Below are 26,711 nucleotides of genomic sequence, written 5' to 3'. Positions count from 1 at the left end.
CGGGGGGCTGCGCGACGTGCGGAGGGTGACGCGATGAGCATGACTCAGGCAGGCGGAGGTGCCACGGTACGGCGCCTGCTACTGGGGTCCCAACTGCGAAGGCTGCGGGAGGCCAGAGGCGTCAGCCGGGAGGAGGCCGGGTACTCGATCCGCGCCTCCGAGTCGAAGATCAGCCGGATGGAACTCGGCCGGGTCGGCTTCAAGGAGCGCGACGTCGCCGACCTGCTCACGCTGTACGGGGTCGAGGCCGAGCAGGAGCGGGCCTCGGTGCTCGGGCTGGTCCGCGACGCCAACGCGACGTCCTGGTGGCACGGTTACGGCGACGTGCTGCCGGGCTGGTTCCAGACCTACCTCGGCCTGGAGGAGGCCGCCACCGAGATCCGCAGCTACGAGGTGCAGTTCGTCCACGGGCTGCTGCAGACCGCCGACTACGCGCGGGCGGTGATCACCCACGGCGGCCACGTCACCGAGGCCGACGAGGTCGAGCGGCGGGTCGAGGTCCGGCTGAAACGCCAGCGGGTGCTCACCGCCGACCGGGCGCCGCGACTGCTCGCCGTCCTGGACGAGGCCGCACTGCGCCGCCCCTGGGGCGGGCCCGAGCTGATGCGGGCGCAGATCGACCGGCTGCTGGAGCTGACCGAACTGCCCAACGTCGTCCTCCAGGTGATGCCGCTGCGCTTCGGCGGGCTGCGCGCCGAGGGCGGCGCCTTCTCGGTACTGAGCTTCGCCGAACCGGAGCTCGCGGACGTCGTCTACCTGGAGCAGTTCACCACCGCGCTCTACCTGGACAAGCCCGCCGAGGTGGCCGAGTACTCCGGCGCGGCGGACGGTCTGGCGGCCGACAGCCTCACCCCCGAGCTGACCCGGGAACTTCTTCGCTCCGTACGCCAGGAACTGTGAGGCGTCAGTACGATGAGCCCTGATCAGATCTGATCGAGGAGAGCCTGCGGGCTTTCCCGCAGCTTTCCCGAATCAGCACGAGAGGGATCAGATGTCGTACCTTTCCGAGTTGGCGCTGCAGTACATCGACGGCGAGTGGCGGACCGGCAGCGGCTCCTGGGACATCGTCGACGTCGACCCCTACACCGGCGACAAGCTCGCCACCATCACCGTCGCCACCGTCGAGGAGGTCGACCGGGCGTACCGCGCGGCCGAGCGGGCGCAGAAGGAGTGGGCCGCCACCAACCCCTACGCGCGCCGGCTGGTCTTCGAGCGCGCGCTGCGCATCGTCGAGGAGCGCGAGGCGGAGATCACCGAGGCGATCATGGCCGAGCTGGGCGGCACCGCCCTCAAGGCCGGGTTCGAACTCTCCCTCACCAAGGACATGCTGCGCGAGTCGATGCAGCTGTCGCTGCGCGCCGAGGGCCGGCTGCTGCCCTCGCCGGTGGAGGGCAAGGAGAACCGCCTGTACCGCCTCCCGGTCGGGGTGGTCGGTGTGATCAGTCCGTTCAACTTCCCGCTGTTCCTGTCGCTGAAGGCGGTCGCGCCGGCCCTCGCGCTCGGCAACGGCGTGGTGCTCAAGCCGCACCAGGAGACCCCGGTGGTCGGCGGCACGCTGATCGCCAGGATCTTCGAGGAGGCGGGCCTGCCGGCCGGTCTGCTGAACGTCGTCATCACCGACATCGCCGAGATCGGGGACGCCTTCATCGAGCACCCCGTCCCCAAGGTGATCTCCTTCACCGGCTCGGACAAGGTCGGCCGGCACGTCGCCACCGTCGCCGCCTCGCACTTCAAGCGCACGGTGCTGGAGCTCGGCGGCAACAGCGCGCTGATCGTGCTCGACGACGCCGACCTGGACTACGCGGTCGACGCCGCGGTGTTCAGCCGCTTCGCCCACCAGGGCCAGGTCTGCATGGCGGCCAACCGGGTGCTGGTCGACCGCAGCGTCGAGGCGGAGTTCACCGAGCGGTTCGTCCGCAAGGTCGCCACGCTGCGGGTCGGCGACCCGAAGGACCCGGCCACCCAGATCGGCCCGCTGATCAACCCGGTGCAGGCCGACGCCATCACCGCCCAGGTCGACCAGGCGATCGCCGGCGGGGCCACCGCCCTGCTGCGCGGTGAGACCAACGGCAGCCTGATGGACCCGGTCGTGCTCGGCGGCCTGCCGGCCGGCGCGCCGATCCTGCAGCGCGAACTCTTCGGCCCGGTCGTCCTGGTGGTGCCGTTCGACGGTGAGGACGAGGCGGTCCGGATCGCCAACGACACCCCCTTCGGGCTCAGCGGCGCCGTGCACACGGCGGACGTGGAGCGCGGTGTGCGGGTGGCGCAGCGGATCGAGACCGGCATGATCCACGTCAACGACGGGACCATCGCCGACGAGGCCGTGGTGCCGTTCGGCGGCGAGAAGAACTCCGGGGTGGGCCGCCTCAACGGCGAGTCCACGGTGGACGCCTTCACCACGGTGAAGTGGATCTCCATCCAGCACGGGCGCAGCCGCTTCCCGTTCTGACCCCTCGGGCCCGCCGGGCCGGACGCGGGCGCCCCGCCACCCGGACCACCGGTGGCGGGGGCCCAACCCGCCGCGCGGGCGCCCGGGCTCAGCGGGGGTAGCGGATCAGCTCGGTGGTGGTGAGCTCGAAGGCGAACGGCTCCGGGACGGGCACCCGGTCGCCGAACCCGCCGCTCCACCGGCGGCGGTAGACGCCGTTGCCGGGTTCGGAGTGGAGGGTGAGCGTGCCGTCGCGCGGGTCGATCACCAGGTATAGCGGGATCTGCATCAGCGGGTAGTCGCGGACCTTGCCGACCAGGTCGTTCTCCGGATTCGAGGGCGAGACGATCTCGACCGCGATCGCCGCCAGCTCTGCCGGCACGTCGTTGCCGCCGAGCTCGACCACCGAGACCGGGATGTAGGTGAGGTCCGGATTGCGCAGCTTGCCGACGTTCGGCGAGGCGAGGTCGGTGTTCTCGCTGGGCATCAGGTCGGACGGCCGGTGCGCGTCGAACTGCTCCCGGACGATCAGCAGGTTGCGTTGGTGGATCACCGACGGGCCCGCCATCATGATGATCTCGTCGCCGGAGATCTCGATCTTCCACCCCGACGGCGGAGTCAGGCCCTGCGCGTACGCCAGGAGCTGGGCATGTCGTTCGGGGACACGGAACTCGGTCATGCCGCCATCCTCCCACCGCGACGGGCCCGCCGGGCCGGACGCGGGCGCCCCGCCACCGGGGAAGGGGCGGCGGGGCGGTCGCGGCGGTCGTGGGGCGGGCGGGGTCAGAACACCGGGCGGCCGGCCCGGACCAGGCGCCAGGACTCGGCGGCGAAGTCGGCCGGGTCGATGACGCCCCGGGCCTTCACCCAGGCGATCATCGCGTTGCGGATCTCGTCCGAGTTGGCCCACACCTTCGGGGCGGCCGCGACGTGCGGGAAGTTGCCGCCGCCGTTGGCACGGTAGTTGTTCACCGCGAGGACGAACTGGGCGGCGGGGTCGACCGGCTTGCCCTCGAAGGTGAGGTTGACGATCCGCGAGCCGGCCGGCTGGGCGATGTCGATGTCGTAGCCCAGGCCGTACACCGAGTCGTAGTTGTAGTCCGGGGTGTTCTGCGCGTTGGTCAGGGTGGCCTTGTCGACCGGCGCGTCCGGGGCGAGCTGGTTGTAGTACCGGGCCGAGAACTCCAGGTAGTCCTTGAGCTGGGCACCCGTCAGGATGCGGGCCTCCAGGGTGTTCTCGTAGATGTACAGGCCCGCCGCGTCGCGCAGCTTGACCTGGCCGGACGGGATCACGGCGGTGCGGTTGAAGGGCGCGGCCTGCGCGAGCACCGGCAGCTTGGCGTACTGGCCGCCGGCCAGCGCCTCCTTGACCACGTCGGCCTGGACGCGGCCGATCAGGTCGATGATCGGGACGTCCCGGAACGGCGCCTCGGCGATCGACAGCTCGATCTTCGCGGTGCCGATGACCTGGTTGACGTACTCGACCACCTTCTTGTGCTGGTCGGTCATCAGGCCGACGATCTCCGGGTCCTCCGGGACGGTGTTGGAGTTCAGCACCCGGGAGGAGAGCGAGACCACCTTCCAGGCGCCGTTGTCCAGCTCCACCTCGAAGTCGAAGCAGGTCAGCCGCTGGCCCCAGCAGAGCGGCTCGGAGAGCACGACCGTCCGGCCGGTCTCCTTGTTGACGACCAGCCGCTGCGGGATCTCCTTGTGCGCGTGGCCCACCAGGACGGCGTCGATGCCCGCGACCTGCTCGGCCAGCGCGACCGAGGCGTTCTCCGCCCACGGCAGCTGGTCGCCGTAGGAGGTGGCCTCGTCCATGCCGGAGTGGCAGGCCACCACGACGACGTCCGCGCCGGCCGCGCGGACCTTGGGCACCCAGATCTTCGCGGTCTCCACGATGCCGGGGAAGGTCATCTTGCCGGCGACGTTCGCCTTGTCCCAGATCGCGATGCCCGGGTTGGTCAGGCCCAGGATGCCGACCTTGAGGGCCGGGCCGTTGCCCAGCCGCAGCTTGCGGATCACGTACGGCGGGAAGGCCGGCTTGTCGGTGCGGGCGTTCAGCGCGTTGGCGCCCAGCAGCGGGAAGTCCAGCTGCTCCTCGTAGGCGCGCAGGGTGTCGATGCCGTAGTTGAACTCGTGGTTGCCGAGCGCCGCGGCCGTGTACTCCATGGTGTTCATGGCGAGCGCCATCGGGTGCTCGGGCGCGGTGTCGGCCTCGGTGGCGATCGGGTCGACCCGGGCGTAGTAGTAGGTCAGCTGGGTGCCCTGGATGGTGTCGCCGGCGTCGATCAGCAGGGTGCGGTCCCAGCCCTTCTCCTCGCGGACCTGCTTGGCCAGCGTGGAGATCTTGGCGAGACCGACCTCGTTGTGCGCCTTGTCGGCGTAGACCGCGTCGGTGAAGTAGTCCCAGTTGAGCACCCGGCCGTGCAGGTCGGTGGTGCCCATGACGGTGAAGGCCTGCTTCTTGGCCCGCCCCTTGGCGCGGGCCTCGTCCGGGCCCGCCGCTGCGGCGGGCGTGGCGGCGACGAGGCCGGCGCCGCCGGCCAGGGCGGCGCCGGCGGCGGTGGCGGCGGACCGGGCGACGAAGTCACGACGGTTCAGAGGCATGGACGGCTCTCCCGGGTGGGGACGGCGAATGGGTCGTCAGGTGTGGTGACGCGCGTAGAGGTACGCGCGTAGAAGTGTGCCGCGCGACCCGGCCGATGGGTAGCCCCGAAACGTTTCCAGCAGGTGAGATCTTGGCGACTCGTTCGTGACGCCGCCGCACCGGCATCGCGCACCGTACCCGCCGCGGCCGCGGAACAGGTCACCCGCCGCGGCCGGAAAAGCGGCCACCCGCCGCGCCGGCGGACGGGACGCGGCGGGCGGGTGGCCGAAGGACGGGCGCGGGGCCTAGATGTACCCCTCGCGGACCGCGTGGGCGACCGCGTGGGCCCGATTGCGCAACTGCAGCCGGGTCGTCAACCCGTGCAGGACGTTCTTGACCGTGCGCTCGGAGTACGACAACCGGGCCGCGATCTCACCCGTGTCCCAGCCCTCGGCGACCAGCCGCAGCACGTCCGACTCCCGCTCGGACAGCCCCGACGGCGCATGGCCCGGCATCCCCTGGACGCTCCGCTGCAACCGGCCCACCTGGCTGATCAGCCGCCCCAGCAGGTCCGCCGGCAGATCACCGTCACCCCGGGCCGCCGCCAGCACCGCCCGGCCCAGCCGCTCGGCGGTGGCCTCCCGGCGCCAGATGATCGCGGCCACGCCGCACTCCACCGCCTCCAGCAGCTCGGCCTCGCGCATCCGCTCGACGACCAGCACCACCCGCTGCTCGGCACCGCGCACCAGCCGCCGCAGGTTCGCCATCACGGCGGCGTCCGCCGACTCGGCCAGCAGCACGGTGACCGCCCCCGGTGTGGTCGGCGCACCCGGCGCCGGATCCAACAGCTCCAGCCCCGGGTGACGGCGCAGCTGCGCCTCCGCCCCGGCCCGCGAGATCGGGTCCGCGGCCTGGACGACGACGCTGGTCCGGCCACCGCTGGACGGGGGAGCGGCGGACGGGGCGACGTGCCGGGCGGACATCGGACGCTGCGGCGGCACCATCCGCTGGCCCGCCGACGCGGGAGCGTGCCTGGGCACGGCCCGGCGTTCGTGGTCGGTGTGCAGGACAGTCAAGCTGGCCCCCTCCTGGAGAATCCCCGGCTCGCGGCCGGACGGCGGTGCGCCGCGCCCAGGCCCTTGCAGGGCCCGGCGGGCACAGGCGTGCGGCGTGCGATGCGGGAACGACGACGGCCCCCCGGTAGGCTCCATGGTCCCCGCCACGGGCGGCCACGGCCATCGTGGTCCACCACGAGATCGGCCACCCGGCGGCAACGGAGCAGCGCAGCGCCGTGCGGACACGCGCACGACGGGCGCGGCCCCGGCCCGGGCGGGGGCGGTGCGGGGCGCGGAGGGCAGCCGGACGGATCGGGCGGGGGTGGGTGCGGAGCGGCTCCGAAAGGGGTGCGACGAGAATCACAGCTGTAACCGAGCCGCTGACACGGCGTCAAGCCGTTTCCCTGCACAACGGGGAAAAGTGCCCGTCCGGTCATCGGCGGGCGTCGCGGGAGGGAAGCAGATGAGTACCGTCAGGACGCGCCGACACCAGCAGGACCGGACCGTCGCCGCACCACCGCACCTCGCGGCCCGCGACCCCCAGCTGCGCCGGATCGCCGCCCTCGCCACCCGCGCCCGGACCGGCACCGGCGGCGTCCTGCTGGTCACCGGCGCCGCCGGGACCGGCCGCAGCGCCCTGCTCGCCGAAGCCGCCCGCCGCGAGGCCGCGCACGGCACCACCGTGCTGTGGGCCCGCTGCTCCGTCGACGAGGCCACCACCCCCTACGCCGCCGCCCGCCAGCTGTTCGAGGCCGCCCCCGGCCAGGGCACACCGCCCCCCGGGACCGGCCGCACCGCCCCCGACACCGACACCGACCTCTGGGCCCTGCTGCGCCTGCACGCCGCCCACAGCCCCGTCCTGCTCGCCGTCGACGACATCCACCTCGCCGACCGGGCCTCCCGGGACTGGCTGCTCCAGCTCGCCCGCCGGATCGACCGGCTGCCCGTCCTCCTGCTGGCCACCGAACGCCGCCAGAGCGCCCTCGGCAGCCCGCCCGCCCGCTTCGGCCGCGGCCTGCCCCCCGGACTGGCCGACACCACCCGGCTCGACCCCCTCGACACCACCGCCGCCACCCGGCTCGCCGAACTCCACCTCGGCCTCGGCGCCCCGCCCGCCCTCGCCGACGACTGCGTCCGCGCCACCGGCGGCAACCCGCTGCTGCTCACCGCACTCCTCGCCGACCTGCGCGACCACCCCGACGAGTGCTGCCCCGCCGCCTTCACCGCCCTGCCCGCCCCGCCCGCCCTCGTCGCCCTCCCGGCCCTGCCCGCGCCCCGCGCCCTCACCACCCTCCGCGCCCTGCCCGACAGCTGCGCCCGGATGCCCGGCGGCGCCTTCCCCGAAGCCGTCGAACAGTGGCTGCGCGGCGGCGGCGACCGCGCCCTCACCGCCGCCCGCGTCCTCGCCCGGATGCAGGAACACCCCGCCGCCCGCACCGCCCCCCTGCCCGGCGCCGGGGACTTCGACCCGGTACCGATGCTCGCCGAACTCGCCGGCGCCGACCCCGACCAGATCACCGGCTGGCTCGCCGAGCTCACCACCCAGCAGCTGCTCGACGACCCCGGCCCCGGCCGCTGGCCCCGCTTCGCCCACCCGCTGCTCACCGACGCCGTCCTGGCCGGCCACGAACCCGGCCACCGCGCCCGCGTCCACCGCGCCGCCGCCGAGTTCCTGCACCGCACCGGAGCACCCGACGAACGCGTCGCCGGACACCTCCTGCTCACCCCCGCCCCCGCCCCGCGCTGGGCCGCGGAAGCCCTGCGCCGCGCCGCCCGCAAGGCCGCCGAGGCCGACCGCCCCGAGGACGCCGTCACCCTGCTGCGCCGGGTCCTCACCGAGCCGCTCAACGACCGCCGGCGCGGCCTGCTGCTCACCGAGCTCGGCGGCCTGGAGGTCACCCTCGGCCCGGCCGAGCGCACCGCGGGCGTCCGCCACCTCGCCGAGGCCGTCCACCTCCAGCAGTCCGACGAAGGCGTCTTCCAGACCGCCAACACGCTCGGCGCCGTACTGGCCGCCCGCGGCGACGCCCCCGCGGCGCTGGAACTGATGGAGGAACTGGCCGAACGCTTCGCCGACCGCGACGACCTCGTCCACGCCGTCCAGGCCGCCGCCGCACTGATCGCCGCGCACGACGGCCACAGCTGGCTCCAGGTGGTCGAGGGCGTCCAGCGGTTCGCCGCCCGCACCCAGCACCGGCTCGCACCGCCCGCGTACGCGCTGCTCACCGAGTTCGACTCGACCAGCGGGGTGCTCTCCGCGGCCGAGGTCGCCGCCCGGGTCAAGGACCTGCTCGACGCCCCGGTCGACCCGCTCTGCCGCTCCTACGTCCTGGTCTCCGCCGCCACCCTGGCCCAGTGGGCGGACCTGCTGCCCGAGGCGGACCGGCTGGTGGCGCGTGGCCTGGCCGCGTACCGGGGGCCCTCGCTGGACCCCGGCTACCAGTGCCTGCTGAGCGTGCGCGCCGAGAGCCGGGTGATGCGCGGCGAGTACCAGGCGCTGCTCGACGACCTCGCGCTGACCGGATCGTCCGCCGCGTCGGCCGCCGCCGCGTCCGCGCCCGCCGCCTGCGCGGGGCCCGCCGCGCTCCCGGGACCGGCGCCCGCCCCCGCCCAGGCGGCCCCGCCCGCCCCCGCCCAGCCCGTCCGCCAGGGGCTGCGGACAGGCGTCCGCGGCCGGTCCGGCGGCGAGAGCGCCGAGCGGCCCGAACGCCACGAGCGCTCCGTCTGGTCCTGGTGGTGCGGGACACCGGCGGACACCGGCCCGGGCGCCAGCGGCCCGGGCGCCACCGGGCCGGGCCACCCGGGCGCCTGCGCCCCGGGCACCGCGGACCCGCACCTCGCGGACCGCGACGTCACCACGCCGGGCGCCGCGACCGCGCCCGGTGAACCGGCCGAAGCCGACGCGCAGGCTCCCGCCACCTACGCCGGCCTGCTCGGCCAGCAGAACGCCCACCTCGTCGCCCAGGCCGTCATCGCCCTCACCGAGACCGGCCGCTACTGGCAGGCCCACGGCCTCGCCCGCGCCGTCGCCGCGGACCGCGCCCAGGGCTCCTGGGAGTGGAACGAGTACCTGTACGCCCGCGGCCTGCTCCGACTCGCCACGGGCGAACCGGCCGAAGCCCTCGTCGACCTGATGGAATGCGGCCGCCGCCAAGGCGAACGGCACGTCCTCAGCCCCATCGTCACCCCCTGGCGCTCCGCCGCCGCCGACTGCCACACCGCCCTCGGCGAACCCGGCCCCGCCGTCGCCCTCGCCGAGGAGGAACTGCGGCTCGCCCGGATCTGGGGCACCCCGCGCACCGTCGGCCGCGCCCTGCGCGCCCTCGGCGCCGCCACCGGCGGCCGCCACGGACTCGACCTCGCCGCCGAGGCCGTCGAACTCCTGCGCACCGCCGAGATCGAGACCGAACTCATCCCCGCACTGATCACCCACGGCCGCCTGCTCGCCGACGGCGGCCGCCGCGGCGCCGCCCGCCGCGCCCTGCGCGAGGCCGCCGGCCGCGCCGAACGGCTCGGCGCGATACGACTGCGGGCCGTCGCCGTCGAGGCGCTCCGCGCCAGCGGCGCCCGGCGCGGCCGCGGCGAGCACGCCGGCGCCGAGGCCCTCACCGACAGCGAACTGCGGATCTGCCGCCTGGCCACGGCCGGACACTCCAACGCCGAGATCGCCGCCATGCTGCACCTGGCCGTCCGGACCGTGGAGACCCACCTGACCAACAGCTTCCGCAAACTCGGCGTCCGCCGCCGGGCGGAACTCGCCGGCGCCCTGGAGACGTGACCGGCCCGCGCCGACACCCGGCGCGAGCCTCCCCCGCTCAACCCGCCAGCACCGCCGCCATCCGCTCCACCTCCCGGGCGAGCGCCACCCCCGGATCCTCGCCGTCCGGCGTCCAGCGCTCCCAGGTCCGCGCCCGCAGATAGCCGTCCACCGCCACCGGCAGCCGCCGCAGCACGATCCGCTCCGCCGCCGGCCCCGGACCGACCACCCGCAACCGCTCCACCAGGTCGTCCAGCTTCACCGACGACGGCAGGGCCACCGTCCCCAGATAACCCGCCAGCGCGTCCAGCTCCACCCAGCGCACCGGCGGCGCGGGCAGCGGCGCGTCCGGCACCGGCACGTCCGGCACCCGCCCCGGGGTCACCGGGCGCGGCCCCGGCGCCAGCAGCACACCCACGACGTACAGCGCCGCCACGATCCCCGGCCACCACGCACCGCCGAGCCCCGCGAAGTGCAGCCCCAGCCCGACCGCCCCGCCCCCGCAGCCGACCAGATTGCGGGTGGACTCCAGATACCCCACCATCCGCCGCCCGCCCGGACCCCCGCGGCTACTGGTACCCACGGATCTCCTCGAACGCCCCGTCCAGCGACGCCGTCCCGTCGAACAGCTTGCCCCCGGTCAGATCCGCGATCCCCTGCAACTGGTTCTTCGCCGCGTCCCCGAACAGGATCGGGAACACCGGCACCGCCTTCTGCGCCGCCGACAACCCGTTGTAGAAGTTCCGGAAGTCCTTGTCCGACGCGCCCTCGTTGCTCTCACCGTCCGTCATCACCACGATCGACGTGAACCGGTCGTCCTGCGCCGCCGCCTGCTGCCGGTCCAGGAACCGGTACGCCTCCTGCAGCGAGCTGTACACCGCCGTCCCGCCGTCCGCCGACAGCGCCTGCACATCCGCGTTGATCGACGCCAGCTCCTGCTGCGCACCGGCCGCCGGCACCGTGTGCGTCTTCGTCGACTTCACCTTGGAGGCGAACGACAGCAGCGTCACCTCCTCGCGGTTGCGGAACCGCCGCACCCCTCGGGTGTCCTCCGCCCCGGTCAGCCGCCCCAGCGCCGACTTCAGCGCCGCCAGCCGGGCCCCCGCCATCGACCCCGAGGTGTCCAGCACGTACACCGTCCGCGACGGCCGGCGCAGCTCGTCCTGGTACGAGGCCAACAGGCCGTCCGCGACCGCCTTGCTGCCCGGGAACGGCAACTCGTGCCGCCGGTCGGCCGGCAGCGACGGAGCCGCCGCCACCCCCGCCGACACCGGGTGACGCAGCGTCAACTCCGAGACGCGCTTCTGCACATCGTCCTTCAGCAGGTAGTCGGTCAGCCGCCGGAACGAGTCCCGCTCCCGCTCGGCCGACGAACTGAGCAGCGTCAGCGGGTAGTTCGCCGACACCACGCCGTCGGTCGGCCGGATCACCGTCAACTGCTGGTCCGCCGCCAGCGTCTTGTTCATCGACAGCAGGACCGACTCGTAGTTGACCAGCGCCCCGACCCGGCCCTGCTCCGCCCGCGCGTACGCCTGCGCCAGCCAGCCGGACGAACCCGACGTCAGCTTCTGCCCCGTGAAGAACTGCTTCAACGAGGGCGTCGCCTTCCGCACGTCCGCCTCGGTGAGCGCCGAATCCGCCCCCGAGAACGCCGCCGCCACCGCCACCAGCGCCGAGAAGCCCGAGTTGGACCGCGACGGGTCGGCCATCCCGTACGCCAGCCTGCCGGTCGACGCCGCGTCCGCCAGCTGCCCCCAGCTCACCTTGGAACCGTCGCCCCAGCCCAGCTCGTTGAGCGCGGACGACCGCACACCCACCGCCACCGGCGACACCATCACCGGCGTCTCCGACAGCAGCTTCGACTTCCCCGCGTCGTCCAGCCGCAGATAGTGGTTCGAGGGGAACCAGACCGCGTCGTACTTGCCGTCCGCCCGGCCCGAGGCCACGGCGTCCGCACCGTCCAGCGACCCGGTCCAGGCGAACTGGACGGTCACCCCGGTCGCCTTCTGCGCCTCCTCCAGCACCGGCGCCATGTCCTGCAGTTCGCTGCCGGCCAGCAACCGCAGCACCCCCGCCCGCGCGGTCGGCGCCGGCGCGTCGCTCTGCTGCGGAGCCGGCGCCGGCGAGGACGTGCACGCCGTCGCCGCCACCAGCAGGGCGAGCCCCGCCACCAGCACCCGCCCGCCGCGCCCCGCCGCGGCCCCCACCCTGGTCGTCCTCATCGTCGCCCCGTCCGTCGTGCCGTCGTGTACCGCTTCGGGCGGTCCCGTTCGCCCCGCCACCGTCCCGCCCGCCATCGGCCGGTCACTTCCCCTTCGCCGCGTCGACCAGCTTGGCCAGCGCCTCCGAGGACGGCACCGGCGCCTGTTTCACCCGCGCCGCCGTCAGGTCCGCCGCGAAGGCCGGGTTCTCCCGCCCGGCGGTCTGCAGACCGAAGGCGGCCGGATCCGACTGCGGCCGGAACCCGTACCTGGCCTCCAGCTTGCGGAGCTTCTGGTCGTCGTTCAGCAGCGCGGCCAGCTTCTGCCCGGCCGCCGTGCGCCCGACGATGGTGTGGTCGGAGGAGATGGTGGTGTCCGGGTACAGCACCACCATGTCGCCGGTCCCCTTGCCCTCCACCGCCAGCTGCGCCGCCTGCGACTCGTAGGCGAGCACCAGCGGATTGCCCACGTTCGAGAGGAAGTCCCGGAACGGCTCGTCGCTGCTGCTCTTCTGGATGCCCTGCTTGCTGGTCAGCGAGGACAGCACGGCCTTCACCTGCTGCACCTCGGCGTCGCTCGACACCACCTGGTGGTTGTTGAGCAGGTAGGAGACCAGCGCGAGGTACAGCGCCCCGGAGGAGGACTCGGCGGGGTCCGTGGTGGTCATGAAGACCGCACCGCTGAGGTCCGCCTGGTCCTTCGCGCCGGTGAGCTCCTCCCACCGGCGGCCGGCCCTGACCACGTTGACGTACTCGTCCATCCTGAACGTCCACACCCGGGAGTTCTGGTCCTGGGAGGCCAGCCCGTTCTGCGCCAGCACCTTGGCCGTCGACCGGTGGGCCAGCACCACCAGGGGCGAGTAGAACGGGCGGACCGGCCCGTCCTTGAGCTGCAGCTGCCGGCGGATCGCCTCGGCCGGCGACAGGCTGGCCGGGAACGCGAAGTCGAGCCGGCCGAGGTCGCTCTCGCTCATCAGCCACGACCCGGTGGTCTGCACATCGACCTTGAGGCCCTGTTCCGCCAGCGCGGCCACGACGTCCGGATCCTTGAAGAAGTCTCGCTTCTCGGAGCCGATCACGCCGGTCACCGTGACGACCTTCGAGCCCGGATCGTCCTGGCCGGTGGGTTTGAGCAGCGCGAACGCCACCCCGCCGAGCAGCACCAGTGCCGCGATCACCCCGAACGCACGCTTCATACCGGGCGATTCCCCCTCGTCGGACCCGTGTCCGGGCTCCCACCCGGGTGACGAGCGTCCCGCCGGGCCGCGAGCGGCGGTCGAAGGCGTGGTGAACCGGGGGTGAACACCCCTTCACGGAATCGCATCGGCGGACGCCCGCCGGGTGCCGCGCGCACACCAGTCCGAGCGGGTGTCAGATTGTTCAACTCACCTTCCTGCAAAGGTCATCCCGCCGGTCGGACGGGCGTCGATGTTACGCGCCGGTAATGCCTACGCTCAGGGGTATGCGCCGAGCAAAAATCGTCTGTACTCTCGGGCCAGCCACCGACTCGTACGACCAGATCAAGACGCTGGTCGACGCCGGGATGGACATCGCCCGCTTCAACCTGAGCCACGGCTCCCACGCCGAGCACGAGGAGCGCTACCGCCGGGTCCGCAAGGCCGCCGACGAGACCGGCCGCAGCGTCGGCGTGCTCGCCGACCTTCAAGGCCCGAAGATCCGACTGGAGACCTTCGCCGAAGGTCCGGTACTTCTCGAACGCGGCGACGAGTTCACGATCTCCACCGACAAGGGCGTCGTCGGAGACCAGAACATCTGCGGCACCACCTACCCGGGCCTCGCCGCCGACGTCACCAGCGGCGAGCGGATCCTCGTCGACGACGGCCGGGTCACCCTGGAGGTCGTCGAGGTGGCCGGCCCGCTGGTCCGCTGCACCGTCGTCGAGGGCGGCCTGGTCTCCGACCACAAGGGCCTCAACCTCCCCGGCGTCGCCGTCTCCGTACCCGCGCTGAGCGAGAAGGACATCGCCGACCTGCGCTGGGCCCTGCGGACCGGCGCCGACCTGATCGCGCTCTCCTTCGTCCGCAGCGGCCGCGACATCGAGGACGTCCACCGCGTGATGGCGGAGGAGGGGCGCTCCGTCCCGGTCATCGCCAAGATCGAGAAGCCGCAGGCGGTCGAGAACCTGGAATCCATCGTGGACGCCTTCGACGGCATCATGGTGGCCCGCGGCGACCTGGGTGTGGAGATGCCCCTCGAACAGGTCCCGATGGTCCAGAAGCGCGCCGTCAAGCTGGCCAAGCGCAACGCCAAGCCGGTCATCGTCGCCACCCAGATGCTGGACTCGATGATCAACGCCTCCCGCCCCACCCGGGCCGAGGCCTCCGACGTCGCCAACGCCGTCCTCGACGGCAGCGACGCGGTGATGCTCTCCGGCGAGACCTCCGTCGGCAAGTACCCCGTCGAGACGGTCCGGACCATGGGCCGCATCATCGAGGCCGCCGAACAGGACGTCCTCGCCGACGGCCTCCCGCCGCTCACCGCCGGCACCAAGCCGCGCACCCAGGGCGGCGCCGTCGCCCGCGCGGCCACCGAGATCGGCGACTTCCTGGGCGCCAAGTACCTGATCGCCTTCACCCAGTCCGGCGACACCGCCCGCCGGCTCTCCCGCTCCCGCTCGCCGATCCCGGTGCTCGCCTTCACCTACGAACCGGCCGTCCGCAGCCAACTCGCCCTCACCTGGGGCGTGGAGACCTTCCTCGGCCCCTTCGCCGCCACCACGGACGAGATGGTCGAACAGGTCGACGCCGCGCTGCTCTCCCTCGGCCGCTGCCGCAAGGGCGACATCGTCGTCATCACCGCCGGCTCCCCACCCGGCCTCGCCGGCTCCACCAACCTCGTCCGCGTCCACCACGTGGGGACACTGGACAGCTGACCGGGCTTCGCCGATGGCGGCGCGCTCCGGGGGAGCGCGCCGCCATCAGTACTTGGGGCCGATGTGGGCGTCCATGAGGGCGACGGAGGCCTTGCGAGCGATGGAGACGTTGACCTGGCCGGTGGGGCGAGGGACGGAGGTCTTCCACCGCACGCCGACGGCGTCGAGGGTCGAGGTGAGGAGGGCGATGATGTCGGTCGAGGTGTTGGTGAAGAAGTAGCGCGGGTATTCGTGGCGGCGGACGACACCGTTGACGGTGCGGGTCGCCCAGTTGGTGATGCGGCAGCCGTCGGAGTGGATCAGGCCGCGCAGGAACTCCCACGGGTGGGCTTCGACGATCTCCTGTTGCCACGGCTGCAGGGCGATGAGGCGCTCGTGCTTCCTGCCGGCGCCGTGCTGGGGGAAGTAGCAGGTCAGGTGCTGGGAGTACAGCTTCACGTCGTGGGAGCCGGTTCGGCGGACGCGGCACGGCCTGTTGCGCGGCATCACCTCGCGCATGGCCTTCTCGGCGGAATCCATGATTCCCGGCCAGTTGTCGTCACAGGAGATGGACAGGCTCGCCGTGCGGTGCTGCTTGGGTCGGCTGATGTGGCCGTCGCCCAGATAGAGGCCGAGTAGGTAGGCGTAAGCGGAGCGGTTTATCCCGTCTCCGTAGCAATGGACGCAGGTCGACCGCTTGCGCCCGGGAGGCGTACCGTGCTTGGCAAGATCTTCGTGTTTCCACCAGGAGATGGTGCCGGGTGGGACGCCGAGCCTCCGTGCTACGTCGGCGTTGCGGACGCCTTGGCGAAGGAGGCGGACGGCTTGTTCGCGTGCTGAGGGGGAAGCCATGTCGCTCAGCGTGTCCGCTGCTCGGGTGACATTCGGGAGATCCCGCGATCATCCACCGGATCCGGTGAATTCCTCATTCAGCGGGAATACCGCTTGAAGTGCCGGGTGCGGGATTCGAACCCGCATGTCCTTTCGGACAGATGTGTTTGAGACATCCGCGTAAGCCTATTCCGCCAACCCGGCCGGGTGCGACTGCGACAGCATACCGCGTGCGCGTCCGCGGGTGGGTGTAGGTACCCTCATTGATGCAGTACCCCGCCGGAACGAGGAGCCCCGTGAGCACCGCCGACGAGCAGGCAGAGCCGCTTGAGACCGACATGCCCCAGATCACCCGAATTGTGATCGCCGAGGACGAGGCGTTGATCCGCCTCGACCTGAAGGAGATGCTCGAAGAGGAGGGGTACACGGTCGTCGGCGAGGCCGGGGACGGGGCGACGGCGCTGAAGCTGGTCGAGGAGCTGCGGCCCGACCTGGCGATCCTGGACGTGAAGATGCCCGTCCTGGACGGGCTCTCCGCCGCCGAGCAGATCCACGAGGCGCACCTGGCGCCCGTGCTGATGCTGACCGCGTTCTCGCAGCGCGAGCTGGTGGACCGGGCGCGGGACGCGGGCGCGATGGCGTACATCGTGAAGCCGTTCAGCAAGAGTGACCTGGTCCCCGCGATCGAGATGGCCGTCTCCCGGTACACCGAGATGCGGACGCTGGAGGAGGAGATCCAGGACCTCACCCAGCGGCTGGAGACCCGGAAGCTGGTGGACCGGGCGAAGAGCGTGCTGCAGACCAAGTTCGGGCTGAACGAGCCGGCCGCGTTCCGGTGGATCCAGAAGACCTCGATGGACCGTCGGATGACGATGGCCGCGGTCGCGGAGGCCGTGATCGAAGAGGGCGAGGCCCAGGACAAGAAGAAGGCCGACGAGGCCAAGGGCGAGCAGTAGCGGCCCGTGGGCCGACAGGCACGTGGAAGGGCCCGGCAGCGCACGCTGCCGGGCCCTTCCACGTGCCTGTCGGGCGGGAGGTCAGTCCTCGCCGAGGTAGGCCTTCCGCACGGACTCGTCGTGCAGGAGGTCGGCGCCGGTGCCCTTGAGCACGATGCGGCCGGTCTCCATCACGTAGCCCTGGTCGGACAGCGAGAGCGCCGCCTGGGCGTTCTGCTCGACCAGCAGGATGGTCGTGCCGCTAGCCTTCAGCTCCACGATGGTCGCCATGATCTTCTGCATCATCAGCGGGGAGAGCCCCATCGAGGGCTCGTCCAGCATCAGCAGCTTCGGCTGGGACATCAGTGCCCGGCCCATGGCGAGCATCTGCTGCTCGCCGCCGGACAGGGTGCCGGCGGCCTGCTTGCGCCGCTCGCCGAGGATCGGGAAGAGGCCGTAGGCCCGCTCGACGTCCGCCGCGATGCCGGCCGTGTCGGTGCGCAGGAACGCGCCGAGCAGCAGGTTCTCCTCGATGGTCATCCGCGGGAAGATGTGCCGGCCCTCGGGGGAGTGGGCGAGCCCGAGCGCGACGATCTTGTGGGCGGGGACGGTGGTGAGGGCCTGGCCGTCGAAGGTGACCGTGCCGCCGGTGGGCTTGAGCAGGCCGGACAGGGTGCGCAGGGTGGTGGTCTTGCCGGCGCCGTTGGTGCCGATCAGGGTGGTGACCTCGCCCTGGTTGACGGTGAAGCTGATGCCCTTGACGGCTTCGATCTTGCCGTAGGCGACGCGGAGGTCCTTGACCTCGAGGAGTGCGGTCACTGGTCGGTCTCCGTTGCTGCGGGGGCGGTGCCTTCGAGCGGTGCGCCGAGGTAGGCGGTGATGACGCGTTCGTCGCTCTGGACGGTCTCGCGGTCGCCTTCGACGATCTTCTGGCCCTGGACCAGGACGGCGGTGCGGTCGCACAGGTTGAAGATGAACCGCATGTCGTGCTCGATGACGAGGATGGAGATGCCCTTGTCACGGATGGCGAAGACGAGTTCCTCGGCGGCCCGGGTCTCCTGCGGGTTCATGCCGGCGGTGGGCTCGTCGAGGAGCAGCAGGCCGGGGTCGGAGGCGAGGGCCCGGGCGATCTCCAGCTTGCGCTGTTCGCCGTAGGGGAGGTTGCGGGCGAGGTGGTCGGCCTTGTCGGCGAGTCCGGTGAACGCCAGCAGTTCCATGGCGCGGGCGCGGCTCTCGGCTTCGGCGCGGTGGTAGCCGGGGCCGCGGAGGATGGCGGAGAAGATGCCTTCCTTGGTGCGGCTGTGCCGGCCGACGAGGACGTTCTCCAGGACGGTCATGTTGGCGAAGAGCCGGATGTTCTGGAAGGTGCGGGCGATGCCGGCCTGGGTGACGAGGTGGGGCTTGGGCGGCAGGACGGTGCCGCGGTAGGCGACGCGTCCCTCGGTGGGGACGTAGAGGCCGGTGAGGCAGTTGAAGAAGGTGGTCTTGCCGGCGCCGTTGGGGCCGATCAGGCCGATGATCTCGCCTTCGCCGACGGTGAGGGAGACGTTGTTGACGGCGGTGAGGCCGCCGAACCGCATGGTGACGCCGGAGACTTCGAGCAGGGGCTTGGCGGGGCCGGGCCCGGAGACGGCGGCGGGGGCGTCGGTGGTGGTCATCTGGCTGGTCACGCCCCTGCCTTGGTGAGGGCGACGGTGTCGCCGGAGAGCTGCGCGGGGATCGCGGCCTCGTGGAATTCCAGCTGGTTGCGCCGGTTGGGGATGAGCCCTTCGGGGCGGACGCGCATCAGCACGATGAGGGCGATGCCGAAGGCGAGCAGCTGGTAGTTGGAGAGGAATTCCAGCTTCTTCGGGATGAGGAAGAGGAGGGTGGCGCCGGCCAGCGGGCCGCTGATGGTGCCCATGCCGCCGAGGATGACGGCGGCGAGCAGGAAGGCGGAGTTGGGCGGCAGGGCCTCGGCGAAGGTGTACTGGTCGGGGGTGACGGTGTAGCTGACGTGGGCCTGGACGGTGCCGGCGAGGCCGGCGAGGCAGGCGCCGAGGGCGAAGGCGAGGAGCTTGAGCCGGAAGCCGTTGATGCCCATGGCCTCGGCGGCGGTCTCGTCCTCGCGGATGGCGACCCAGGCGCGGCCGATGCGGGAGTTGCCGACCCGGGCGAAGACCAGTACGACGAAGGCGGTGACCAGGAGCATCAGCAGGTAGTAGTTGGAGAACCGGCCGAGTTCGACGCCCAGGACGGTGTGCGGCTTGCCGAGGTCGAAGCCGAGGATCTGGAGGTCGGGGATCCGCGGGATGCCGTTCGAGCCGTTGGTGATCTTGGGCCCGGTGGTGCCGTTGAGGTTGAGCATGGTGATGCGGAAGATCTCGCCGAAGCCGAGGGTGACGATGGCGAGGTAGTCGCCGCGCAGCCGCAGGGTGGGGGCACCGATCAGCACACCGAAGATCATCGACACCACGGCGCCGGTCAGCATCGCGGCCCAGAAGGGGAACTGGACGTGGATCGGCGAGGCGGGGGAGCCGGAGACCAGGGCGGCGGCGTAGGCGCCGACGCCGAGGAAGGCGACGTAGCCGAGGTCGAGCAGGCCGGCCAGGCCCACGACGATGTTGAGGCCGAGGGCGACGGTGGCGAAGATCAGGATGTTGGCGGCGACCGAGGTGTACTGGTCGCTGGTCTGGGTGAACGGGAAGCTGGCGGCGGCGGCGAAGGCGGCGCCGGTGGTGACCGGGCGGTACTTGACGGTCAGCGCGCGCAGCCGGGCCAGCAGGCCGCCCTTGGCCAGGGCGGGGACGACGGCGGCGGCGAGCAGCAGGTAGGCGGTGAAGAGTTCGCCGTACTCGGTGTCGATGCCGAAGGTGATCGCGAACAGGCCGATGGCGAAGGCCAGCACGATGAGCAGGACCTCGGCCCAGGAGGGCAGTTCGCGGGCGGCGGGCAGTGGCCGCTCGACGGTGCCGAGGCGGAGCCCGCTGTTGGCGAGGTGGCCGATCTGCAGGAGCAGGACGGCGGCGGCGGCGATCACCAGGGCGCCGGCGAGGGCGGTCAGCACCGGGGCGACGGGCTTGTCCTCGGGGACGGCGTGGGTGGCGAACCAGACGACCGGGGCGGCGGGGAGGAGCAGGAACAGCCGCCGGTCGAGGATCCGCACCGGGACGTGGGTGCGCCGGTCGAGCGGCAGGCCGAGGGTGCCGACGACGGCGAGCAGCGAGCCGAGGGCGGCGACCCAGCCGCCGGGGTCGAGGTTGGCGAGGCCGCCGAGGTCGACCGCGATGGCGATGACGGAGAACCAGCTGACGGCGAAGGCGCCGGCGGCGGCGAGCAGGACGGCGTTGTGGCTGCGGGTGGGGGCGGCCCAGCGCAGGCCGCGGACGCCGTGGGTGGCGAGCAGCAGGGCGAGGGTGAGCAGGCCCGCGGTGAGGGCGAGCCACTGGAGGCCGGCGGGGGAGCCGTAGTAGGTGAGGTCGCCGGGGAACTCGTCGGTGTACGTCCAGGACATCAGGGCGGAGCCGGCGGTGGCGAGGGCGCCGAGTCCGGTGAGGATGGCGGCGGCGCGGGCCGGCAGCGGGATGACCGGGGTGGTCTCGGTGGTCGAGGTGGTGGTCATGGTGCTCACGCCCTGTCCGCGACGCGTTCGCCGAGCAGGCCCTGGGGTCGGACGAGCAGGACGAGGATGAGGAGTACGAAGGCCCAGACGTCCTTCCAGGCGCCGCCTCCGAAGAGGTGCATGCCGGGCAGGTGCTGGATGTAGCCGGTGGCGAGGGCTTCGGCGAGGCCGAGGGCGACGCCGCCGAGCATGGCGCCGTAGATGTTGCCGATGCCGCCGAGGACGGCTGCGGTGAAGGCCTTGAGGCCGAGCAGGAAGCCCATCCGGAAGTCGATCTGGCCGCTGCGCAGGCCGTAGGCGACGGCGGCGACGGCGGCGAACGCGGCACCGATGGCGAAGGCCATGACGATGATCCGGTCGGTGTCGATGCCCATGAGCTTGGCGGTGTCGGGGTCCTGGCTGGTGGCCTGCATGGCGCGGCCGGAGCGGGTGCGGGTGACGAACCAGCCGAGGGCGAGCATGCAGAGCGGGGCGGCGATGATCAGGAAGATGTCGCTGCGCTGGACGGTGACGGAGCCGAGCTCGAACGGGTCGCCGGGGATCTTCGGGAAGACCCGGGCCTTCTTCGCGTCGGGGTAGAACGAGAAGACGAGCTGCTGCAGGACGATCGACAGGCCGATCGCGGTGATCAGGGGGGCCAGTCGGGGCGCGGTGCGCAGCGGCCGGTAGGCGAAGCGCTCGGCGGCGACGGCGGTGAGCGTGGAGACCAGGATGCCGGCTATCAGCATCAGCGGTAGGGCCAGCCAGAGTGTGGTGCCGCCGGGGAGGGCGAGGTAGGCGGTCAGGGCGCCGAAGCCGCCGACCATGACGATCTCGCCGTGGGCGAAGTTGATGAGCTGGACGATGCCGTAGACCATCGTGTAGCCGATCGCGACGAGCCCGTAGAGGGCGCCGAGGATCAGGCCGTTGGCCAGCTGCTGCGGTAGGTCGTGCACCGCTGGGCCTCCGTTGTGCGTTGCGTGAAGTCCGCGTGGGTGGGGGATGTGGGCGCGCGCGGGGGCACTGGTGGCGCCCCCGCGCGGGATGACTCCGGTGTTCCGGACTGTGCCTGACGGGTGGTCAGGTCAGCCGCTGAAGGTGCCGGACTTCTCCACGGCCCACTTGCCGTCCTTGACGGTGTAGACGGTGAGCTGCTTGTTGGTGGTGTCGCCGAACTCGTCGAAGGAGACCTTGCCGGTCACGCCGTCGAAGGAGACCTTCTGGACGGCCTCGACGACCTTGGCGCGGGGGTTGCTGGGGAGCTTGCCGCCGTTGTCCTTGACGACGTTCTTGACGGCCTCGATGATCGCCCAGCCGCTGTCGTAGGAGTAGCCGCCGTAGGTCTCGTAGGCGTCCTTGTAGCCGGCGGTCTTGTAGTCGGCGATGAACTTGGCGGCGGTGGGGAGCGCCTCGACGGGCAGGCCGACGGCGGTGGCGTAGTCGCCCGCGCTCTTGGGGTTGAGCTTGATGAAGTCGCCGCTCTGGATGCCGTCGCCGCCCATCAGGGGGATGGTGAGGCCGGCGTCCTTGAGCTGGAGGGAGAGCGGGCCGGCGGCGGGGTACTCGCCGCCGTAGTAGACGGCTTCGGCGCCGGAGCTCTTGACCTTGGTGACGACGGCGGCGAAGTCGCGGTCGTCGGGGTTGACGTGCTCCTCGCCGACGATGGTGCCGCCCTGCTTGACGAACTCGCCCTTGAAGGTGGCGGCGAGGCCGGCGCCGTAGGTCTTCTGGTCGTCGATGAGGAAGACCTTGGTCTTCTTGGCGTCCTTGGCCAGGAACTGGGCCGCGAAGGGGCCCTGGACGGCGTCGGTGGTGGCGGTGCGGAAGTAGGACTTGAAGGGGCGGGCCTTGTCGCCGCTGGCCCACTTCTCGCCCTGGCTGAGCGCGACGCCGGTGTTGGCGGGGGAGATCTGGACGAGGTTGGCGTCGTTGAAGATCTGCTGCATCGACTGGGCGACGCTGGAGTTCAGCGGGCCGACGACGCCGATGACGTTCTTGTCGGCGACCAGCTGGGTGGCGTTCTGCTGGCCCGGGGCGGGCTTGCCGGTGTCGTCGAGGGCCTTGATCTCGAACTTGACGCCGGGGACCTCGTTCTTCTCGTTGGCCTGCTTGACCGCGAGCTCGACGGAGTTGCGGATGCCGAGGCCGAGGGCGGAGAGGTCGCCGGTGAGCGGCGCGTCCACGCCGATGGTGACGGTGGTGGCCCCGGCGTTGCCGTCCCCGGACTTCTTCTCGCCGCGGGATCCGCAGGCGCTGATGCTGAGGGCGCCGATCACGGCAATGCTCACGACAACTGCTGAACGGTGACGCACAGGGGTCCCCTTCGGTTCAGGAGGGCGCCGCGCCTGAGTGGCGGGAGCCGGGATGCGCAATGGGCCTGGCCCAATCCGGTGGCGCGGTGACTGGCCGTGACTCTAGATGCCTCTGGGCGGCTCGGGCAGTGCTGTGGCGAGGCTGTGATTCTCTTGTTATGAGCACACGGAGCGACCGTCTCACTATGTGGTCGTTCTGGCCCGATCGATCCTGTACTGACGGGCGTCTACCCGCTGGTAGGTGCATGTAAGGGCCAGAATTGCGGGTGACTCCTGGCCTCACCGATAATCGGACACGACTGTCCGCCGTGCTGGTGTCGGGCGTGTGCGTCCGAATATCGGACATTCCCGGGAATGGCGAAGCGCCCCCGGGTCGATGCGGGTCCGGAAGCGGTCGAAAGTTCGGATTTCCTACTTGTTACGCAGTGTTACATCCCTCGCAGTGCGCGCAAACGCGTCCGCCCCCTTGTCTGGACCAACGCCTGCCCAGGGCAGTCGAAGGTCAAACAAGGGGGCGGACAAGGGAATTGATGATCGGTCGGCCCGACCGGCGGGCCATTGACGGGTCGGCCGGGCCGACGGGGCGTCAGAGGTCGCGGAGCATGCAGGTCAGGCGGCAGCTGGTGATCCGCTTGCCGGTGTCGTCGGTGATCGCGATCTCGTAGGTGGCGGCGGTGCGTCCCTTGAACACGGCGGTGGCGACCCCGGTGATCAGGCCGGAGGTGGCCGAGCGGTGGTGGGTGGCGTTCAGGTCCACGCCCACCGCGTACCGGCCGGGGCCGGCGTGCAGCATCGCGCCGACCGACCCGAGGGTCTCGGCCAGCGCCGCCGAGGCGCCGCCGTGCAGCAGCCCGTACGGCTGCTGGTTCCCCTCGACCGGCATCGTGCCGACCACCCGGTCGCCGGAGGCCTCGACGACCCGGATCCCGAGCTTGTCGCCGAGGCGGCCGCCGGAGAAGGTGGCCGGGTCGACGCCGAGCTTCGCGAAGTGGTCCAGCACCTCCTGCGGGATGTTCAGGGCGGGGGCCGGTTCGGGGGTGGTCGCGCCGGGGGCCGCTTCGGTCATGGGGGAGCTCCTGCCGCTCGGGGGTCACGTCGTCGTGCTGCCTGCGATCGTACGACCGTCCTACTCGGCGGTAGTGATCGCGTGGGGGAGTTGGCGTGGCGGGTGCGCCCGGACCGTTCCCCCGCCGGCCGGGACCCGTCCCCCCGCCGGCCGGACCCGGCTGCTCCCGCGCGGGCGCGCCTGCGCGGGCGCGCCCCCGGGCGCCGCACCCCGCGGGCCCGGCGCCCGGACCGCGCGGCGCCCTTTTTGTCGGTGCCGGGCCATAGGATCGGTGGCCGGTAGTGGAATCGGCAGGAACGGACGTTGACGTGGCTACGCAGAGTACGGACAAGGGCGCGGCGGGTGGCGGCGGGGCGCGGCCCCGGCTGATGCTGCTCGACGGGCACTCGATGGCCTACCGGGCGTTCTACGCGCTGCCCGTGGAGAACTTCAACACCTCCACCGGCCAGCCCACCAACGCGGTGTACGGCTTCGCCTCGATGCTCGCCAACACCGTCCGGGACGAGCGGCCCACCCACCTCGCGGTGGCCTTCGACCTCTCCCGGCAGACGTTCCGCTCCGTCGAGTTCCCCGACTACAAGGCCAACCGGGCCAAGACGCCGGACGAGTTCCGCAGCCAGATCGGCCTGATCGGCGAACTGCTGGACGCCATGCGGGTGCCGCGGATGACGGTCGAGGGCTTCGAGGCCGACGACATCATCGCCACCCTGGCCACCGCCGCCGAGGCGGCCGGCTTCGACGTCGACATCGTCACCGGCGACCGGGACTCGCTCCAGCTGGTCACCGACCACATCACCGTCCTCTACCCGACCAAGGGCGTCTCCGAGCTCACCCGCTACACCCCGGAGAAGGTCGCCGAGAAGTACGGCGTCACTCCCCGCCAGTACCCCGACCTCGCGGCGCTGCGCGGTGACCCGTCCGACAACCTGCCCGGCATCCCGGGCGTCGGCGAGAAGACGGCCGCCAAGTGGGTCAACCAGTTCGGCTCCTTCGACGAACTCGTCTCCCGCGCCGACGAGGTGAAGGGCAAGATCGGCGAGAAGCTGCGCGACCACCTGGACTCGGTCAAGCGCAACCGCGTCCTCACCGAGCTGGTCCGCGACGTCGAACTCCCGCTCGCCGTCGCCGACCTGGAGCGCGCCGCGTTCGACCGCGAGGCGGTCGCCGGTCTGATGGAGTCGCTGGAGTTCCGCAACGCCAACTTCCGCGACCGGGTCTTCGGCATCGACCCGGCCGCCGCCGAGCCCGAGGCCGCCGTCGAACTCGCCCCCGGCGTCGAGGTGGACGGCGAACTGCTCACCGACCCGGGCACGCTGGCCGGGTGGCTGCGCGGGCACTCCGACGGCAAGGCCCCGGTCGCGCTGGCCGCCGTCTACCGGTGGGCGCTCGGCACCGGCGAGGTCACCGAGATCGCGCTGGCCGCCGGCGAGACCGCCGCCTGGTTCGACCCGGCGCTGCTGGCCGAGGAGGACGAACGCGCCTTCGCCGACTGGCTGGCCGACCCGGCCGCCCCCAAGGCCCTGCACATCGCCAAGCAGGTGATGCGCGCCTTCGCCGAGCGCGGCTGGACGATCGCGGGCGTCGTCGCCGACACCGCCCTCGCCGCGTACCTGGAGAAGCCCGGCCGCCGCACCTTCACCCTGGAGGTGCTCGCCGAGGAGTACCTGGCCCGTTCGCTCGCCCCGGCCGCGGTCGCCGAGAGCGGCCAGCTCGCCTTCGACGCCCCCGAGGAGCCGGACGAGGTCGACGCGGTGGCCGCCCGCGCCCAGGCGCTGATGCTCCAGGCCCGCGCCGTGCTCGACCTCGCCGCCCTCTTCGACACCCGCCTCGCCGAGGTCGGCGCCACCGAGCTGCTGCGCGACATGGAGCTGCCGATCGCCGCCCTGCTGGCCCGGATGGAGCGCACCGGCATCGCCGCCGACCGCCCCTGGCTCACCGGCCTGGAGGCCCAGTTCGCCACCGAGATCCAGCGCGTGGTGGAGGAGGCGCACGCCGCCGCCGGCCACGAGTTCAACCTCGGCTCGCCCAAGCAGCTCCAGGAGATCCTCTTCGGCGAGCTGGCCCTGCCCAAGACCAAGAAGATCAAGACCGGCTACACCACCGACGCCGACGCGCTCACCTGGCTGGCCGGCCAGACCGACAACGAGCTGCCGGTCATCCTGCTCCGCCACCGCGACCAGGCCAAGCTGCGCACCACCGTCGAGGGCCTGCTCAAGACGGTCTCGCCGGCCGGCCGGATCCACACCACCTTCAACCAGATGGTCGCCGCCACCGGCCGGCTCTCCTCGCAGGACCCGAACCTGCAGAACATCCCGGTCCGCACCGAGGAGGGCCGCGCCATCCGCCGCGCCTTCGTCGTCGGCGCGGGCTACGAGGCGCTGCTGACGGCCGACTACTCCCAGATCGAACTGCGCATCATGGCCCACCTCTCCGAGGACGAGGCCCTGATCGAGGCCTTCGCCACCGGCGAGGACCTGCACACCACCGTCGCCTCCCAGGTCTTCGAAGTCCCCGGCGACGCGGTGGACGCCGAGATGCGCCGCAAGATCAAGGCGATGTCCTACGGTCTGGCGTACGGGCTCTCCGCGTACGGGCTCTCCCAGCAGCTCGGCATCAAGCCCGCCGAGGCCCAGGGCCTGATGGACACCTACTTCGAGCGCTTCGGCGGCGTGCGCGACTACCTGCGCCGGGTCGTCGACGAGGCCCGCGCCACCGGCTACACCGAGACCCTGCTCGGCCGTCGCCGCTACCTGCCGGACCTCAACAGCGACAACCGCCAGCGCCGCGAGATGGCCGAGCGGATGGCCCTCAACGCCCCGATCCAGGGCTCGGCCGCCGACATCGTCAAGATCGCCATGCTCCGGGTGGACGAGGCGCTGACCGCCGCCGGCCTCACCTCCCGGATGCTGCTCCAGGTGCACGACGAAATCGTGCTGGAGCTGGCGCCCGGTGAGCGCGAGCAGGTCGAGGCGATCGTCCGCGCGCAGATGGCCGGTGCCTACCCGCTGCGCGCCCCGCTCGACGTCTCGGTGGGCGTCGGCGCGAACTGGGAGGCCGCCGCGCACTGACGGCCGGCGAGAAGGCG

At 72.1% G+C, this 26,711-nt stretch carries 19 protein-coding genes, 1 tRNA gene and 1 pseudogene; 6 read left to right on the top strand and 15 right to left on the bottom strand.

Annotated elements, in window-relative coordinates:
• Positions 1 to 33 precede the first annotated feature (33 nt).
• Positions 34 to 900: a helix-turn-helix domain-containing protein gene (locus OG618_RS11225; protein WP_329487199.1), complete on the top strand. Its 867-nt coding sequence runs from the start codon at positions 34 to 36 to the stop codon at positions 898 to 900.
• A gap of 91 nt (positions 901 to 991) precedes the next feature.
• Positions 992 to 2,449 (top strand): aldehyde dehydrogenase family protein, encoded by a 1,458-nt coding sequence (locus tag OG618_RS11220; protein WP_329487198.1) that lies wholly within the window; start codon positions 992 to 994, stop codon positions 2,447 to 2,449.
• 88 nt (positions 2,450 to 2,537) lie between these two features.
• On the opposite strand, the gene OG618_RS11215 is transcribed toward OG618_RS11220, so the two are convergent.
• The 3 genes from OG618_RS11215 to OG618_RS11205 all read right to left on the bottom strand — a co-directional run bounded on the left by OG618_RS11215 (position 2,538) and on the right by OG618_RS11205 (position 6,001).
• Positions 2,538 to 3,107 (bottom strand): Uma2 family endonuclease, encoded by a 570-nt coding sequence (locus OG618_RS11215; RefSeq protein WP_329487197.1) that lies wholly within the window; start codon positions 3,105 to 3,107, stop codon positions 2,538 to 2,540.
• A 104-nt stretch (positions 3,108 to 3,211) separates the two neighbouring features.
• Positions 3,212 to 5,038 carry a bifunctional metallophosphatase/5'-nucleotidase gene (locus OG618_RS11210; protein WP_329487196.1) on the bottom strand — a complete coding sequence of 609 codons (1,827 nt, stop codon included), beginning with the start codon at positions 5,036 to 5,038 and terminating at the stop codon, positions 3,212 to 3,214.
• Between the two features lie 285 nt (positions 5,039 to 5,323).
• Positions 5,324 to 6,001 carry a helix-turn-helix transcriptional regulator gene (locus tag OG618_RS11205; protein ID WP_329492076.1) on the bottom strand — a complete coding sequence of 226 codons (678 nt, stop codon included), beginning with the start codon at positions 5,999 to 6,001 and terminating at the stop codon, positions 5,324 to 5,326.
• A gap of 535 nt (positions 6,002 to 6,536) precedes the next feature.
• Here OG618_RS11205 and OG618_RS11200 point away from each other — a divergent pair.
• Positions 6,537 to 9,851, top strand: a complete 3,315-nt coding sequence (locus OG618_RS11200; RefSeq protein ID WP_329487195.1) for a helix-turn-helix transcriptional regulator — start codon at positions 6,537 to 6,539, stop codon at positions 9,849 to 9,851.
• A 37-nt stretch (positions 9,852 to 9,888) separates the two neighbouring features.
• On the opposite strand, the gene OG618_RS11195 is transcribed toward OG618_RS11200, so the two are convergent.
• From OG618_RS11195 to OG618_RS11185, 3 genes are all read right to left on the bottom strand, one after another.
• Positions 9,889 to 10,413 carry a hypothetical protein gene (locus tag OG618_RS11195; protein ID WP_329487194.1) on the bottom strand — a complete coding sequence of 175 codons (525 nt, stop codon included), beginning with the start codon at positions 10,411 to 10,413 and terminating at the stop codon, positions 9,889 to 9,891.
• Complete coding sequence (locus OG618_RS11190; protein WP_329487193.1) at positions 10,400 to 12,052, bottom strand: VWA domain-containing protein; 1,653 nt, start codon at positions 12,050 to 12,052, stop codon at positions 10,400 to 10,402. Before OG618_RS11190 ends, OG618_RS11195 begins: the two co-directional genes overlap by 14 nt.
• 82 nt (positions 12,053 to 12,134) lie before the next feature.
• Entirely contained in the window at positions 12,135 to 13,226 is a 1,092-nt protein-coding gene (locus tag OG618_RS11185; protein WP_329487192.1) for a hypothetical protein, read from the bottom strand.
• A 266-nt stretch (positions 13,227 to 13,492) separates the two neighbouring features.
• On the opposite strand from OG618_RS11185, the gene pyk reads away from it, so the two are divergent.
• The gene (pyk, locus tag OG618_RS11180; protein ID WP_329487191.1) at positions 13,493 to 14,923 is read left to right on the top strand and encodes a pyruvate kinase; all 1,431 of its coding nucleotides are present in this window, start codon (positions 13,493 to 13,495) and stop codon (positions 14,921 to 14,923) included.
• Between the two features lie 45 nt (positions 14,924 to 14,968).
• Here pyk and OG618_RS11175 read toward each other — a convergent pair whose 3' ends face one another.
• The 3 genes and pseudogenes from OG618_RS11175 to OG618_RS11165 all read right to left on the bottom strand — a co-directional run bounded on the left by OG618_RS11175 (position 14,969) and on the right by OG618_RS11165 (position 15,937).
• Positions 14,969 to 15,442: a hypothetical protein gene (locus tag OG618_RS11175; RefSeq protein WP_329492410.1), complete on the bottom strand. Its 474-nt coding sequence runs from the start codon at positions 15,440 to 15,442 to the stop codon at positions 14,969 to 14,971.
• 165 nt (positions 15,443 to 15,607) lie between these two features.
• Positions 15,608 to 15,754 (bottom strand): annotated as a pseudogene (locus tag OG618_RS11170) (helix-turn-helix domain-containing protein); the annotation flags it as partial.
• Between the two features lie 99 nt (positions 15,755 to 15,853).
• A tRNA-Leu gene (locus tag OG618_RS11165) sits at positions 15,854 to 15,937 on the bottom strand.
• A 62-nt stretch (positions 15,938 to 15,999) separates the two neighbouring features.
• Between OG618_RS11165 and OG618_RS11160 the strand changes: the two genes are divergently transcribed.
• Positions 16,000 to 16,689 (top strand): ANTAR domain-containing response regulator, encoded by a 690-nt coding sequence (locus OG618_RS11160; protein WP_380394343.1) that lies wholly within the window; start codon positions 16,000 to 16,002, stop codon positions 16,687 to 16,689.
• An 81-nt stretch (positions 16,690 to 16,770) separates the two neighbouring features.
• Here the strand turns inward: OG618_RS11160 and OG618_RS11155 are convergent, their stop codons facing one another.
• The 6 genes from OG618_RS11155 to OG618_RS11130 all read right to left on the bottom strand — a co-directional run bounded on the left by OG618_RS11155 (position 16,771) and on the right by OG618_RS11130 (position 23,626).
• Entirely contained in the window at positions 16,771 to 17,487 is a 717-nt protein-coding gene (locus tag OG618_RS11155) for an ABC transporter ATP-binding protein (RefSeq protein ID WP_329487190.1), read from the bottom strand.
• Entirely contained in the window at positions 17,484 to 18,326 is an 843-nt protein-coding gene (locus OG618_RS11150; RefSeq protein WP_329492074.1) for an ABC transporter ATP-binding protein, read from the bottom strand. The genes OG618_RS11155 and OG618_RS11150 overlap by 4 nt, the downstream gene beginning before the upstream one ends.
• Positions 18,327 to 18,334: 8 nt before the next feature.
• On the bottom strand, positions 18,335 to 20,269 hold the full coding sequence (locus OG618_RS11145) for a branched-chain amino acid ABC transporter permease (protein WP_329492073.1): 1,935 nt from the start codon (positions 20,267 to 20,269) through the stop codon (positions 18,335 to 18,337).
• A gap of 5 nt (positions 20,270 to 20,274) precedes the next feature.
• Entirely contained in the window at positions 20,275 to 21,204 is a 930-nt protein-coding gene (locus OG618_RS11140; protein WP_329487189.1) for a branched-chain amino acid ABC transporter permease, read from the bottom strand.
• A gap of 129 nt (positions 21,205 to 21,333) precedes the next feature.
• Positions 21,334 to 22,560: a branched-chain amino acid ABC transporter substrate-binding protein gene (locus tag OG618_RS11135; protein WP_329487188.1), complete on the bottom strand. Its 1,227-nt coding sequence runs from the start codon at positions 22,558 to 22,560 to the stop codon at positions 21,334 to 21,336.
• A 586-nt stretch (positions 22,561 to 23,146) separates the two neighbouring features.
• Positions 23,147 to 23,626, bottom strand: a complete 480-nt coding sequence (locus tag OG618_RS11130; RefSeq protein ID WP_329487187.1) for a PaaI family thioesterase — start codon at positions 23,624 to 23,626, stop codon at positions 23,147 to 23,149.
• Between the two features lie 368 nt (positions 23,627 to 23,994).
• Here OG618_RS11130 and polA point away from each other — a divergent pair, with 368 nt between their 5' ends.
• The gene (gene polA / locus OG618_RS11125) at positions 23,995 to 26,694 is read left to right on the top strand and encodes a DNA polymerase I (protein ID WP_329492072.1); all 2,700 of its coding nucleotides are present in this window, start codon (positions 23,995 to 23,997) and stop codon (positions 26,692 to 26,694) included.
• Positions 26,695 to 26,711: the final 17 nt, after the last annotated feature.

The organism is Kitasatospora sp. NBC_01246 (assembly GCF_036226505.1).
Lineage (GTDB): Bacteria > Actinomycetota > Actinomycetes > Streptomycetales > Streptomycetaceae > Kitasatospora.
Note: the sequence above shows the minus strand (reverse complement) of the source record. Positions and strands in the feature narration are given on the sequence as shown.

Coding starts and splice junctions, on each gene's coding strand:
- OG618_RS11225 (WP_329487199.1), top strand. CDS start 34: ATGAGCATGACTCAGGCAGGCGGAGGTGCCACGGTACGGCGCCTGCTA.
- OG618_RS11220 (WP_329487198.1), top strand. CDS start 992: ATGTCGTACCTTTCCGAGTTGGCGCTGCAGTACATCGACGGCGAGTGG.
- OG618_RS11215 (WP_329487197.1), bottom strand. CDS start 3,107: ATGACCGAGTTCCGTGTCCCCGAACGACATGCCCAGCTCCTGGCGTAC.
- OG618_RS11210 (WP_329487196.1), bottom strand. CDS start 5,038: ATGCCTCTGAACCGTCGTGACTTCGTCGCCCGGTCCGCCGCCACCGCC.
- OG618_RS11205 (WP_329492076.1), bottom strand. CDS start 6,001: ATGTCCGCCCGGCACGTCGCCCCGTCCGCCGCTCCCCCGTCCAGCGGT.
- OG618_RS11200 (WP_329487195.1), top strand. CDS start 6,537: ATGAGTACCGTCAGGACGCGCCGACACCAGCAGGACCGGACCGTCGCC.
- OG618_RS11190 (WP_329487193.1), bottom strand. CDS start 12,052: ATGAGGACGACCAGGGTGGGGGCCGCGGCGGGGCGCGGCGGGCGGGTG.
- OG618_RS11185 (WP_329487192.1), bottom strand. CDS start 13,226: ATGAAGCGTGCGTTCGGGGTGATCGCGGCACTGGTGCTGCTCGGCGGG.
- pyk (WP_329487191.1), top strand. CDS start 13,493: ATGCGCCGAGCAAAAATCGTCTGTACTCTCGGGCCAGCCACCGACTCG.
- OG618_RS11175 (WP_329492410.1), bottom strand. CDS start 15,442: ATGGATTCCGCCGAGAAGGCCATGCGCGAGGTGATGCCGCGCAACAGG.
- OG618_RS11160 (WP_380394343.1), top strand. CDS start 16,000: ATGCAGTACCCCGCCGGAACGAGGAGCCCCGTGAGCACCGCCGACGAG.
- OG618_RS11150 (WP_329492074.1), bottom strand. CDS start 18,326: ATGACCACCACCGACGCCCCCGCCGCCGTCTCCGGGCCCGGCCCCGCC.
- OG618_RS11145 (WP_329492073.1), bottom strand. CDS start 20,269: ATGACCACCACCTCGACCACCGAGACCACCCCGGTCATCCCGCTGCCG.
- OG618_RS11130 (WP_329487187.1), bottom strand. CDS start 23,626: ATGACCGAAGCGGCCCCCGGCGCGACCACCCCCGAACCGGCCCCCGCC.
- polA (WP_329492072.1), top strand. CDS start 23,995: ATGCTGCTCGACGGGCACTCGATGGCCTACCGGGCGTTCTACGCGCTG.